At 69.9% G+C, this 12,356-nt stretch carries 10 protein-coding genes; 7 read left to right on the forward strand and 3 right to left on the reverse strand.

Annotated features, from left to right (window positions below; translation table 11 throughout):
• The first annotated feature begins 266 nt into the window (after window positions 1-266).
• The 4 genes from gatC to ASG53_RS07375 all read left to right on the forward strand — a co-directional run bounded on the left by gatC (window position 267) and on the right by ASG53_RS07375 (window position 4,474).
• Complete coding sequence (gatC, locus tag ASG53_RS07360) at window positions 267-566, forward strand: Asp-tRNA(Asn)/Glu-tRNA(Gln) amidotransferase subunit GatC (RefSeq protein ID WP_056130937.1); 300 nt, start codon at window positions 267-269, stop codon at window positions 564-566.
• A complete protein-coding gene (gene gatA / locus ASG53_RS07365) occupies window positions 563-2,074 on the forward strand; it encodes an Asp-tRNA(Asn)/Glu-tRNA(Gln) amidotransferase subunit GatA (protein ID WP_056130941.1) in 1,512 nt (503 codons plus the stop codon). The genes gatC and gatA overlap by 4 nt, the downstream gene beginning before the upstream one ends.
• On the forward strand, window positions 2,074-3,582 hold the full coding sequence (gene gatB, locus ASG53_RS07370) for an Asp-tRNA(Asn)/Glu-tRNA(Gln) amidotransferase subunit GatB (RefSeq protein ID WP_056130945.1): 1,509 nt from the start codon (window positions 2,074-2,076) through the stop codon (window positions 3,580-3,582). The genes gatA and gatB overlap by 1 nt, the downstream gene beginning before the upstream one ends.
• A gap of 304 nt (window positions 3,583-3,886) precedes the next feature.
• Window positions 3,887-4,474 carry a GNAT family N-acetyltransferase gene (locus tag ASG53_RS07375; protein ID WP_056130947.1) on the forward strand — a complete coding sequence of 196 codons (588 nt, stop codon included), beginning with the start codon at window positions 3,887-3,889 and terminating at the stop codon, window positions 4,472-4,474.
• Between the two features lie 5 nt (window positions 4,475-4,479).
• On the opposite strand, the gene ASG53_RS07380 is transcribed toward ASG53_RS07375, so the two are convergent.
• Window positions 4,480-5,832, reverse strand: coding sequence for a cryptochrome/photolyase family protein (locus ASG53_RS07380; protein WP_056130950.1), 1,353 nt, complete (start codon window positions 5,830-5,832; stop codon window positions 4,480-4,482).
• Window positions 5,833-5,975: 143 nt separating this feature from the next.
• Window positions 5,976-6,536, reverse strand: a complete 561-nt coding sequence (locus ASG53_RS07385; protein WP_056130953.1) for a hypothetical protein — start codon at window positions 6,534-6,536, stop codon at window positions 5,976-5,978.
• Window positions 6,537-6,709: 173 nt separating this feature from the next.
• Here ASG53_RS07385 and ilvD point away from each other — a divergent pair, with 173 nt between their 5' ends.
• Window positions 6,710-8,458, forward strand: coding sequence for a dihydroxy-acid dehydratase (gene ilvD, locus ASG53_RS07390; RefSeq protein ID WP_056130956.1), 1,749 nt, complete (start codon window positions 6,710-6,712; stop codon window positions 8,456-8,458).
• Window positions 8,459-8,649: 191 nt separating this feature from the next.
• On the opposite strand, the gene ASG53_RS07395 is transcribed toward ilvD, so the two are convergent.
• The gene (locus ASG53_RS07395; protein WP_056130959.1) at window positions 8,650-9,201 is read right to left on the reverse strand and encodes a hypothetical protein; all 552 of its coding nucleotides are present in this window, start codon (window positions 9,199-9,201) and stop codon (window positions 8,650-8,652) included.
• A 99-nt stretch (window positions 9,202-9,300) separates the two neighbouring features.
• Between ASG53_RS07395 and ASG53_RS07400 the strand changes: the two genes are divergently transcribed.
• Window positions 9,301-9,954 (forward strand): VOC family protein, encoded by a 654-nt coding sequence (locus ASG53_RS07400; protein ID WP_056130962.1) that lies wholly within the window; start codon window positions 9,301-9,303, stop codon window positions 9,952-9,954.
• Window positions 9,955-10,462: 508 nt separating this feature from the next.
• Window positions 10,463-12,343, forward strand: a complete 1,881-nt coding sequence (locus ASG53_RS07405; protein WP_056130966.1) for an acetolactate synthase large subunit — start codon at window positions 10,463-10,465, stop codon at window positions 12,341-12,343.
• The last annotated feature ends 13 nt before the right edge of the window (window positions 12,344-12,356 follow it).

Consider the following 12,356-nt stretch of genomic DNA (forward strand, 5'->3'; position numbering starts at 1 on the left):
AGCCCCTCTGCGCCGATGGTACTGCACGGGAGACTGTGTGGGAGAGTAGGTCGCCGCCGGACAACCATTCAACAAGAGCCCACCCCTTTACGGGGGTGGGCTCTTGTCGTACCCGGACACTTTGACGTCGCACGTCGCACGTCGCACGTCGCACGTCGCTCGGCGCTGGTCTGCAGTCGTCGTGCTGCAGATCCGTCGTTCTTCGTCACGCGAACGGGTCCCGACGGCCCTGCCGGAGCGCCTGGCTGCTGGCCTAGACTGGACCTATGTCCACACTCTCCCGTGACGAGGTCGCGCGCGTCGCAGCGCTCGCGCGTATCGACCTCACCCCCGAAGAACTCGACCGCCTCGCAGGCGAGCTCGTCGTGATCGTCGACGCGATCGCCGAGGTCAGTGCCGTCGCGACCCCCGACGTCCCCGCGACCAGCCACCCGCTGCCGCTCTCCAACGTCTTCCGTGACGACGTCCCCGTCGCCCCGCTCGACGTCGACGAGATCATGGCCAGCGCTCCTGCGAGCGAAGACGGACGATTCCTCGTCCCGCAGATCCTCGGGGAGGACTCATGAGCGACCTGACACGTCAGAGCGCCGCGCAGCTCGCGGCCCACCTCGCCGCCGGGGAGGTCTCGAGCGTCGAGGTCACCCAGGCGCACCTCGACAGGATCGCCGCCGTCGACACCGACGTGCACGCCTTCCTCCACGTCAGCACCGAGTCGGCCCTAGCCACGGCACGTGACGTCGACACCCGTCGCGCCGCGGGGGAGGACCTGCACCCCCTCGCCGGTGTGCCGATCGCCGTCAAGGACGTCGTGGTCACCAAGGGGCTGCCGACGACGGCCGGTTCCAAGATCCTCGAGGGCTGGATCCCGCCCTACGATGCGACGCTCGTGGAGAAGATCAAGGCAGCCGGGCTGCCCATCCTCGGCAAGACCAACATGGACGAGTTCGCCATGGGGTCCAGCACCGAGCACTCCGCCTACGGCAACACCCGTAACCCCTGGGACCTCGACCGCATCCCCGGTGGCTCCGGCGGTGGCTCGGCAGCTGCCGTCGCTGCCTTCGAGGCCCCTCTCGCGATCGGTACCGACACCGGCGGCTCGATCCGCCAGCCCGGCGCCGTGACCGGGACCGTCGGCGTGAAGCCCACCTACGGTGGCGTCTCCCGCTACGGCCTCATCGCCATGGCCTCGTCGCTCGACCAGGCTGGCCCCGTCACCCGCACGGTCCTCGACTCGGCGCTGCTCCACGAGCTCATCGGTGGGCACGACCCCCGCGACTCGACCTCGCTCGACGAGCCCGTCCCGACCCTCGTCGACGCTGCTCGTCAGGGTGCGCTCGGCGACCTCACCGGCGTGCGCGTCGGAGTTGTCAAAGAGCTCAGCGGTGAGGGTTACCAGGCCGGTGTCTCAGCCCGGTTCGAGGAGTCCCTCGAGCTGCTGAAGTCCGCAGGTGCCGAGGTCGTCGAGGTCTCCTGCCCGCACTTCGTCAACGCGCTCGCCGCGTACTACCTCATCATGCCGGCCGAGGCGTCGAGCAACCTCGCCAAGTTCGACGGCATGCGCTTCGGCCTGCGGGTCGAGCCCACCGAGGGACCGGTCACCGCGGAGCGCGTCATGTCCGCCACCCGTGGAGCGGGCTTCGGCGACGAGGTCAAGCGACGCGTGATCCTCGGGACCTACGCGCTGTCCGCAGGCTACTACGACGCCTACTACGGCTCGGCTCAGAAGGTCCGCACGCTCATCCAGCGGGACTTCGCCGCAGCCTTCGAGAAGGCGGACGTGCTCGTCTCCCCGACGGCCCCGACCACGGCCTTCAAGTTCGGCGAGAAGCTCGACGACCCTCTCGCGATGTACCTCAACGACGTCGCGACCATCCCGGCGAACCTCGCCGGCGTCCCGGGGCTCTCGCTCCCGAACGGTCTGTCGGACGACGGCCTGCCCGTCGGCTTCCAGATCCTCGCCCCGGCCCGAGCCGACGAGCGCCTGTACCGCGTCGGTGCGGCGCTCGAGTCCGCCCTCGAGAACGTCTGGGGCGGTCCGATCCTCGACCAGGCACCTGAACTGGAGATCCGCTGATGAGCCACTCTGCCCACGTCGACCTGGTCGACTACGACGAGGCCGTCGCGCGCTTCGACCCGGTGATCGGCATCGAGGTCCACGTCGAGCTCGGCACGAAGACCAAGATGTTCTGCGCCGCCGAGGTCGAGTTCGGCGGCGCGCCGAACACCCAGACGACCCCCGTGTCGCTCGGTCTGCCCGGAGCGCTCCCTGTCGTCAACGGCAAGGCCGTGGAGTCCGCGATCAAGATCGGCCTCGCGCTGAACTGCTCGATCGCGGAGTCCTGCCGCTTCGCCCGGAAGAACTACTTCTACCCGGACGTGCCGAAGAACTTCCAGACCTCGCAGTACGACGAGCCCATCGCCTTTGACGGGTACCTCGACGTCGAGCTCGACGACGGGTCGATCTTCCGCGTGGAGATCGAGCGTGCGCACATGGAAGAAGACGCGGGCAAGAACACCCACGTCGGTGGCAGCACTGGCCGCATCCACGGAGCCGACCACTCGCTCGTCGACTACAACCGTGCCGGCATCCCCCTCGTGGAGATCGTCACGCGTCCGATCGAGGGCGCCGGAGACCGCGCCCCCGAGGTCGCCCGTGCGTACGTCCAGACGCTGCGCGACATCTTCCGGGCCCTCGACGTGTCCGAGGCTCGCATGGAGCGTGGGAACGTCCGCGCTGACGTGAACCTGTCGCTCCGCGCCACGCCCGAGTCACCTCTCGGCACCCGCACCGAGACCAAGAACGTCAACTCGTTCCGGTCGATCGAGCGCGCGGTCCGCTACGAGGTCTCCCGTCAGGCCGCCGTCCTCGACGCCGGCAAGACGGTGACGCAGGAGACGCGTCACTGGCACGAGGACACCTCGACCACGACGGCCGGGCGCGTCAAGTCCGACGCCGAGGACTACAGGTACTTCCCCGAGCCCGACCTGGTCCCTGTCGAGCCGAGCCGGGAGTGGGTCGAAGAGATCCGCGCGACGCTCCCCGAGATGCCGGCGGACCGTCGTCGTCGCCTCCAGGGCGACTGGGGCTTCTCCGACCCGGAGATGCGCGACGTCGTCAACGCCGGTGCCCTCGAGCTCATCGAGACCACCATCGCTGCAGGGTCTAGCCCGGCCGCCGCCCGCAAGTGGTGGATGGGCGAGCTCGCCCGTGCCGCGAAGACCACCGAGGTCGAGCTCGCGGACCTGCCCGTCACCCCGGAGCAGATCGGTCAGCTCCAGTCGCTCGTCGACTCGGGTCGCATCAACGACAAGATGGCCCGTCAGGTCCTCGAAGGCGTCCTCGCCGGCGAAGGCTCCCCGGAAGAGGTCGTCGTGGCCCGCGGTCTGGAGATCGTCTCCGACGACGGCCCGCTGCTCGAGGCGATCGACATGGTCCTGGCCGCACAGCCTGACATCGTCGAGAAGATCCGCTCCGGCAACCTCGGCCCGATCGGTGCTGTCATCGGCGCCGTCATGAAGGCCACCCGTGGCCAGGCTGACGCCGGGCGCGTCCGCGAGCTGGTCGTCGAGCGCATCGGCTGACACGTCACCGCCGGGAGACCGGCACGGCATCTCGAGGATCACGTGCGGGGCGGGTACGGCGGACGTCCGTCGTACCCGCCCCGCACGCATCCAGCTACGGGGCACCGCTTCGCTCGACACCACGACAGACTCACCACACCACCGCACTGTCGCAGGACGGCATGGCGGCACCACAGCTCCACCGCTCCACCGCTCCACCGCTCCACCGCTCCACAGCTCCACCGCACTCATGCATCAGCATCGACGCTGATGCCCCGCTGCTCGGCCGAGGCCCGCAGGCGGGACCACCTGACGAGGAGAACCGATGACCCGCGGCCCCGTACTGACCGGTGAGATCGCCCGGCTGCGCCCGATCGAGGCGACCGACGCCGACCGCATGTGGGAGTCCCTCCAGGACCCCGAGGCGATGAGGCTGACGGGGACGACGGCCGACTTCGACCGGGAGCAGATCGACGAGTGGGCCAGGACGGTCAGCGACCGCCCAGGGCGCTACGACTGGGCTGTCACCCCCGCGATGACACGTGGCGGCGAGCTGGTGAGCGACGAGATGATCGGTGAGATCGTCCTCAACGACATCGACGAGGACGTCCGCTGCGCCAACCTGCGACTGGCTCAGCTCCCGGCCTACCGTGGCCGTGGTTACGGGCGCGACGCGATCGACCAGGTGCTGCGCTACGCCTTCGACGGTGACGGGGCGGGGGACGACGGACCGCGTCTGCACAGGGTCCAGCTCGACGTGCTCGCGATCAACCCCCGTGCCCGTGCTCTCTACGAGTCTCTCGGTTTCGTCCTCGAGGGCAGGCAGCGGGACGCCGCCCTCGACGGCGACTCGTACTGCGACGTCTTCCTCATGGCAGTCCTCGAGGACGACTACAGGTCGCGCGACGCCTGACCCGCTCAGGCGTCCTTGAAGCGCGCGTAGGCGTCGAGCGACTCCTTGCGCTCTCGGGAGTGGTCGACCAGCTGGTCAGGGTAGTCCTCGGGCGGGTCGGGGAGCTTCCACGGCTCGTGCACGGCCTTGCCGGGCACGGCGCGCAGCTCGGGGACCCAGCGGCGGACGTAGTCGCCGTCGGGGTCGAACTTCAGTCCCTGCGTCACAGGGTTGAAGATCCGGAAGTACGGCGACGCGTCGAGACCGGTCCCCGCGACCCACTGCCAGTTCAGCTGGTTCTGCGAGCGGTCGGCGTCGAGCAGGTGCTGCATGAAGTGCCGTGCTCCGCGCTGCCACGGGATGTGCAGGTCCTTGACCAGGAACGACCCGACGATCATCCGTACCCGGCCGTGCATCCACCCCTCGGCGAGGAGCTGCCGCATGCCGGCGTCGACCATCGGATAGCCGGTCCGGCCCTCCGTCCACGCCTGGAACCACCTGTCGGCCTGTGACCGCGGGGCCCAGGCGTCGTCGGGCATGACCTCGCGGATCGAGAGTGTCGCGGCCTCGGGGGAGTGGAAGAGGACGTCCGCGTGGAACTCGCGCCACGCGAGCTCGGACCTGAAGCTCGCGGCACCGTCGCCCCTCACCTGCTTGAGGTCGGCGAGCAGGGTGCGGGGGTGGATCTCGCCCCACTTGAGCGGGACGGAGAGCCGGGAGGTGAGGTCGAGGTCAGGGCGGTCGCGGTCGGAGTCGTAGCCGTCGACGTCCTCGAGGAACTCGTGCCACCGCTCGAGCGCTGCTGCCTCGCCCGCCGGGCGCAGCGGCTCGCCGTCGGCCTCGGGCAACGGCTCGGAGGCCAGGTCTACCCAGTCGACAGGACCGAGGTCTGCTGCGGGGCCGCGCCAGCCGTGGTCGAGCCACGCTGTGCGGAAGGGGGTGAACACCCTGTAGGGCGTGCCGGTGCGTGTCAGCACGCGTCCTGGGGACACCGCGTAGGCCGAGCCTTTGCGCTGCAGCCGGACACCCGCCTCTGCCAGGTCTGACTCCACCTTCTCGTCGCGTGCCCGGCCGTAGGGCTCGAAGGACTCCGCGACGTGCACGGTCTGGGCGCCGACCTCGTGCGCCACGCTCGGCAGCACGTCGACCGGGTCCCCACGCCGTACGACGAGCCGTCCGCCCATGCTCTCGTCGAGGGCGCGCAGGCTGGCGAGCAGGTAGTCGCGGCGCGGCGACCCGGAGGGACCCCACAGCCCGTCGTCGAGGACGAACAGTCCGACCACCTGGGAGTCGTCGGCCTGTGCCTCCTCCCAGGCGCTGTTGAGCGCGGGGTTGTCGGCCAGCCGGAGGTCGCGTCGGAACCAGTGGATCGTGGTCATCGGGCCACCCTAGTGCGGCGTCGGTCGCTCGGCAGGACGGGAGCAGCGCCGGTGCCACGGGACGCCCGAAGGGCCCCGTCGCTGTAGCGACGGGGCCCTTCGAGGTGCCCTGCAGGACTGGGTGCAGCCCGCGGGAGATGTGGTCAGCGGAGCCATCCGTTGTTCTTGACGATCGGGAGGTTGGCCCACCACTTGCCGAGGCCCCAGGTGTCACCGGCCAGTGTGTAGGCGACGACGACCAGGACGAGCGCGTAGATGATGTGGTAGTCCATGAACGGGTTGGTGCCGGCCTCCATGGGCCACTCGGCGACCCACATGAGGAACATGATGAGCGAGCCGGCGACAGCTGCGACGCGGACGCCCATGCCTGCCATCACTGCGACGCCGACGGCGAGCATGCCGAGCATGAAGAGGACGTCGGTCGCGGGGCTGGCGATGCTGGCGAAGAAGTCCTTGAACGGTCCGACGACGGCCGGGCTGTTGAGGAAGCCCTGGCTCGGCTCTCCGCCGTTGATCCAGGCGCGGTCGCTCGGGGTCGAGTAGCCGAGACCGAAGGTCTTGTCGAGGAAGGCCCAGAGGAAGATGAACCCCGTCGACAGCCGGGCGAGGGCCAGTGCGCGTCGCGCCCCGGGCCGGACCACGATGTCGTCCCCCGTGACGACTGCGCTGTGCCCCTGTGTTCGAGTGCTCGTTGTTGCGGTCATTGCTCTCATCCCCTCAGATGAACTGTGAAGCTGTGGTGTGTTCGTAGTTCAATCTTTGACCGCCTGGGGACCGGATCTGTGGGCCGTAGGTCCCCGATATCGGGGGACGTAGGTCCCGTCCGAAGGGTGACCCTCTGACGTGCGCACGGACGGGCGGTCCTACACTCGGGAGCATGACCGAAACGCCACACACCGCCCCCGAGACCGCCGCCGCGGACAGGTCCGCCGCACCAGGTGTCGACATCAAGCCCCGCTCGCGCAAGGTGACCGACGGGATCGAGGCCACCGCGTCGCGCGGCATGCTCCGCGCCGTCGGCATGGGAGACGACGACTGGGTCAAACCGCAGATCGGCGTCGCCAGCTCGTGGAACGAGATCACGCCCTGCAACCTCTCGCTCGACCGCCTCGCGAAGGCCGTCAAGGGCGGCGTGCACGCCGGTGGTGGCTACCCGCTCGAGTTCGGCACCATCTCCGTCTCGGACGGCATCTCGATGGGCCACGAGGGCATGCACTTCTCTCTGGTCTCGCGCGACATCATCGCGGACTCGGTCGAGACCGTCATGCAGGCCGAGCGCCTCGACGGCTCGGTCCTCCTCGCGGGCTGCGACAAGTCGCTCCCCGGCATGCTCATGGCGGCTGCTCGTCTCGACCTCTCCTCGGTGTTCCTCTACGCCGGCACGATCATGCCGGGCTGGGTCAAGCTCGAGGACGGGACCGAGAAGGACGTCACGCTCATCGACGCCTTCGAGGCTGTCGGTGCCTGCGCCAAGGGGCTCATGAGCAAGGGCGACCTCGACCGCATCGAGCGCGCGATCTGCCCGGGCGAGGGTGCCTGCGGCGGCATGTACACGGCGAACACGATGGCGTCGGTGGCCGAGGCCATGGGCATGTCGCTCCCCGGCTCTGCTGCGCCGCCCTCGGCGGACCGCCGCCGCGACGCCTTCGCCCACAAGTCGGGCGAGGCCGTCGTCGAGCTGCTCCGCAAGGGCATCACCGCGCGTCAGATCATGACGAAGGAGGCCTTCGAGAACGCCATCGCCGTCGTCATGGCCTTCGGCGGCTCGACGAACGCTGTCCTGCACCTGCTGGCGATCGCGCACGAGGCGGAGGTCGAGCTCACGCTCGACGACTTCAGCCGCGTCGCCGCGAAGGTCCCGCACCTCGGAGACCTCAAGCCCTTCGGCCGCTACGTCATGGCCGACGTCGACCGCATCGGCGGTGTCCCCGTCGTCATGAAGGCGCTGCTCGACGCCGGTCTGCTGCACGGCGACTGCCTCACGGTGACCGGCAAGACCGTCGCGGAGAACCTCGCGGACATCGCGCCGCCCGACCCCGACGGCAAGATCCTCCGGGCGCTCAGCAACCCGATCCACAAGACCGGTGGCATCACGATCCTGCACGGTTCGCTCGCCCCTGAGGGTGCGGTCGTGAAGTCCGCTGGCTTCGACTCCGACGTGTTCGAGGGCACCGCCCGCGTCTTCGAGCGCGAGCGTGCGGCGATGGACGCCCTCGAGGACGGGACCATCAAGGCCGGCGACGTCGTCGTCATCCGCTACGAGGGCCCCAAGGGTGGACCGGGCATGCGCGAGATGCTCGCCATCACCGGTGCGATCAAGGGAGCCGGCCTCGGCAAGGACGTCCTGCTGCTCACGGACGGCCGCTTCTCGGGTGGCACGACGGGTCTGTGCGTCGGCCACGTCGCGCCCGAGGCCGTCGACGGCGGACCGATCGCCTACGTGCAGGACGGTGACAGGATCCGTCTGGACGTCGCCAACGCGACGCTCGACGTGCTCGTCGACCCCGAGGTCCTCGAGGCCCGCAAGGAAGGCTGGGAGCCGCTCGCCCCGACCTTCACGCGGGGAGTCCTCGCCAAGTACGCCAAGCTCGTGCACTCCGCCTCGCAGGGTGCCGTCCTGTACTGACGGACGCGAGGGGCACCACAGAGGTGCTGCTGCGAGACGCCGAGAGGGCGGGGCCGGTCCAACAGGACCGGTCCCGCCCTCTCGGCGTGTGCGACCTGTCGTGGTGCTTGCGAGCCAGCGCAGGCGTCGGCGTGAGCTCAGGCTCTCGTCGGAGGAGACTCAGCTGACCTGAGGCTCAGCTGGCTGCAGGCTCAGCCCGCAGGCTCGAGCGCGACCTCGAAGGTCGCGGCCTCGAGCGAGCCGCGGCCCTCGACAGTCATCGACTCGGGACGCGCCGCGACGAGCGTCGCGCCGTCGACCGACCCGCGCTCGACCGGGAAGGCGAGCCACCCGCGCAGCGTGCTTCCCGAGCCGACCTCGAGGAGAGGCCACAGCGACTCGTCCTCGAGGGCACGGTTCACGGAGGTCAGCGCGGCCACGGAGTCTCCCGACGACGTCCGGAGCGTGAAGTCGCTCGGGCGCACGGAGAAGCCACGGTCCGGTCCGACCGCGACCGTCACGTCGACGGCGAGGATCACCGGGTCGTCGAGGGGCACCTCGAGCGTCGTCCCCGCCGGGAGGGCCAGGTCCGGCACGTACCCGTGGACCGTGGTCGTCTGCGAGGTGTCGGGGTCGGTGACCGACGCGGACACCGTCACGTGCTCGAGAGTCTCGGGGTCGTCGCCGCACGCGCCGAGCGTCAGCAGGAGAGCAAGAGCTGCTGCGGTGCCGAGGGAGCGCCGGGTGCGGGGCTGGACGGCCACGGGGCGGTGCTCCTCTCGTGCGCCCGGCGGGTCCCGGGAGTCTCGTGCTGGTGGCTGAAGGCGTTGTGGTGTCCCACTCTAGGTGCGACAGTGGCTGTCATGGCTGATCTGACGACCGGTGAGATCGAGGACGCGCTCGCCGGGACACCCTGGCGCGTCGTCCTCGGACGGCTCCACGCACACTTCCGCACTCCCGACTTCGTCTCGGCCCTCGCCTTCGTGCAGCGCGTCGCGGAGGAGGCGGAGCTGGCCGGGCACCATCCCGACGTCGAGCTGCAGCACGGCTACGTCGCGCTCTCTCTGGTCAGCCACGACGTGGCGCGGCTGACCGACCGTGACGTCCTGCTGGCGCGGCGTGTGGCCCAGGTCGCCGACGAGCTCGGGGTCGAGCAGGCGCCGGGGGCACCGCAGGCTGTCGAGATCGCCGTCGACACGACCGACGACTCCCGCATCCGTCCCTTCTGGGCCGCGGTCCTCGGGTACGACGCGGCACCGGACGACGAGGACGCGCTCGCCGACCCGCACGGGCTGGGCCCGCAGGTCTGGTTCCAGGAGGCTGACGCAGCGCGCCCGGGACGGGGGAGGCTCCACGTAGACGTCTCCGTCGCGGTCGACGAGGGACCTGGCCGGGTCGAGGCCGCTCTGGCTGCTGGCGGCACCCTCGTCACGGACGAGCACGCACCGAGCTGGTGGGTGCTCGCCGACGCTGACGGCAACGAGGTCTGCGTGTCGACTGCGGCCGGGCGGGACTGAGGAGCGGGCTCTCGGGCGTCTGGACCGGGGCGCTCCGACGGGCGTCGGCCGGTCTGGGAAGACGTGCGCAGCCCTGCGGGACCAGGCGGGCGAGCGGCGTGAGGTCGAGCGCTGAGGCCTACGGAGATGAACACTCACATCTCACCAGGCGAGACGGTTCGGGGGCCGCATGACATCACCGCAGGGGAGGCGTACTCTGCTTCGTATGCAGACGAACATCCTCGTAGTACTTACCGAGCGCGCCGGCTGAGGCCCAGCACTTCGGTTTCGTCAGCGCGCTCACCCCTCGAAGGCCCCTACCCGGGGACGAGGGGTTTTTTCATGTGACGACCTGCGACCAGAGGATCTTCGCCCACCCGGCAGCGGACCTCAGGTCGCACAGGCAGGACCGCGCACCAGCGTCGGTGCCTGTCAGCACGACCGGCGAGCCCGACCAGCGCTCCCAGCACTCGCCAGCACTGACCAGTAAGCACTCCCGCACACGTCGTTCAGCACCCAGGAGAACCCGATGGTCCAGGGCCCCACACCCGCACCGCCTCGCGGCGGAGCGCCGGCAGGCGCGGCACCCGCCGCGACGCCGACCGCACCGAAGCCTGCCCCCGGCGACGCCGTCCGCCGGCCGCGCACCGACGTCTCGACGGCCGAGATCACCGGCGCCGAGTCGATCGTCCGCTCGCTCGAGGCCGCGGGCGTCGAGACGGTCTTCGGCATCCCGGGCGGAGCGATCCTCCCGACCTACGACCCGCTCATGGACTCGAAGAAGATCCGGCACATCCTCGTGCGGCACGAGCAGGGTGGCGGTCACGCAGCCTCGGGCTACGCCCACGCCACGGGCCGTGTCGGGGTGACGATGGCGACCTCGGGCCCCGGTGCGACGAACCTCGTGACGCCGATCGCCGACGCCAACATGGACTCGATCCCCATGGTCGCGATCACCGGCCAGGTGGGTGCCTCGCTCATCGGGACCGACGCGTTCCAGGAGGCCGACATCGTCGGCATCACCTTCCCGGTGACCAAGCACAGCTTCCTCGTGACGGACCCCGACGACATCCCGCGGACGATCGCCGAGGCCTTCCACATCGCCTCGACCGGGCGCCCCGGCCCCGTGCTCGTCGACATCGCGAAGTCCGCCATGCAGGCGACGACAACCTTCAACTGGCCTGCCGAGCTCAACCTGCCCGGGTACCACCCGGTGACGAAGCCGCACAGCAAGCAGATCCGTGAGGCCGCCCGCCTGCTCGCCTCGGCGCGCCGGCCTGTCCTCTACGTCGGCGGCGGAGCGATCCGTTCCGGCGCTGCGGCCGAGCTGCGCAAGCTCGTCGACCTCTCCGGCGCCGCTGCAGTCACGACGCTGATGGCTCGTGGCGCGCTGCCCGACTCGCACCCGCAGAACCTCGGCATGCCGGGGATGCACGGGACTGTCCCGGCCGTCTCGGCGCTCCAGAAGGCAGACCTGGTCTTCGCCCTCGGTGCCCGCTTCGACGACCGCGTGACCGGCAAGCTCTCGAGCTTCGCCCCGCACGCGACGATCATCCACGCGGACATCGACCCGGCCGAGATCGGCAAGAACCGTGCCGCGGACGTGCCGATCGTCGGAGACCTCAAGGAGGTCATCGCCGACCTGCTGCCCGAGCTCGCCCGTGAGCAGGAGACGCACGGCAAGCCGGACCTCGAGGCCTGGTGGCGTCAGATCGACAGCTGGCGCGAGACCTACCCGCTCGGCTTCACGGAGCCCGACGACGGGCACCTCGCCCCGCAGCACGTGATCAGCCGCCTCGGTGAGATCTCGGGCCCGGACAGCATCTACGTCTCGGGCGTGGGCCAGCACCAGATGTGGGCCTCGCAGTTCATCCGCTACGAGCGGCCGAACACGTGGCTCAACTCGGGCGGTCTGGGCACCATGGGCTACTCGATCCCGGCCGCGATGGGCGCCAAGGTCGGCCAGCCCGACCGCACCGTGTGGGCGATCGACGGCGACGGCTGCTTCCAGATGACCAACCAGGAGCTCGCGACCTGCTCGATCAACGACATCCCCATCAAGGTGGCGCTGATCAACAACTCCTCGCTCGGCATGGTCCGCCAGTGGCAGACGCTGTTCTACGAGTCCAGGTACTCCAACACCGACCTGCACACCGGGCACGGCACGCGGCACATCCCGGACTTCGTCAAGCTCGCCGACGCCTACGGCTGCGTGGGCATCCGCGTGGAGCACGCGAACGAGGTCGACGCGGCCATCAAGCGCGCGGAGCAGATCAACGACCAGCCTGTCGTCATCGACTTCCACGTGTCGCGCGACGCCATGGTGTGGCCGATGGTCGCCGCCGGCGTGAGCAACGACGACATCCAGTACGCACGCGGCATCTCGCCCGCGTGGGACCGCGAAGACTGACCGGGAGCCCAGA

Origin of the sequence: Sanguibacter sp. Leaf3, assembly GCF_001425965.1 — a bacterium.
Classification (GTDB): Bacteria; Actinomycetota; Actinomycetes; order Actinomycetales; family Cellulomonadaceae; genus Sanguibacter; species Sanguibacter inulinus.

Bases quoted from the DNA above. Each gene is read 5' to 3' on its own strand.
- gatC (WP_056130937.1), top strand. From the start codon at position 267: ATGTCCACACTCTCCCGTGACGAGGTCGCGCGCGTCGCAGCGCTCGCG.
- gatA (WP_056130941.1), top strand. From the start codon at position 563: ATGAGCGACCTGACACGTCAGAGCGCCGCGCAGCTCGCGGCCCACCTC.
- gatB (WP_056130945.1), top strand. From the start codon at position 2,074: ATGAGCCACTCTGCCCACGTCGACCTGGTCGACTACGACGAGGCCGTC.
- ASG53_RS07375 (WP_056130947.1), top strand. From the start codon at position 3,887: ATGACCCGCGGCCCCGTACTGACCGGTGAGATCGCCCGGCTGCGCCCG.
- ASG53_RS07380 (WP_056130950.1), bottom strand. From the start codon at position 5,832: ATGACCACGATCCACTGGTTCCGACGCGACCTCCGGCTGGCCGACAAC.
- ASG53_RS07385 (WP_056130953.1), bottom strand. From the start codon at position 6,536: ATGACCGCAACAACGAGCACTCGAACACAGGGGCACAGCGCAGTCGTC.
- ilvD (WP_056130956.1), top strand. From the start codon at position 6,710: ATGACCGAAACGCCACACACCGCCCCCGAGACCGCCGCCGCGGACAGG.
- ASG53_RS07400 (WP_056130962.1), top strand. From the start codon at position 9,301: ATGGCTGATCTGACGACCGGTGAGATCGAGGACGCGCTCGCCGGGACA.
- ASG53_RS07405 (WP_056130966.1), top strand. From the start codon at position 10,463: ATGGTCCAGGGCCCCACACCCGCACCGCCTCGCGGCGGAGCGCCGGCA.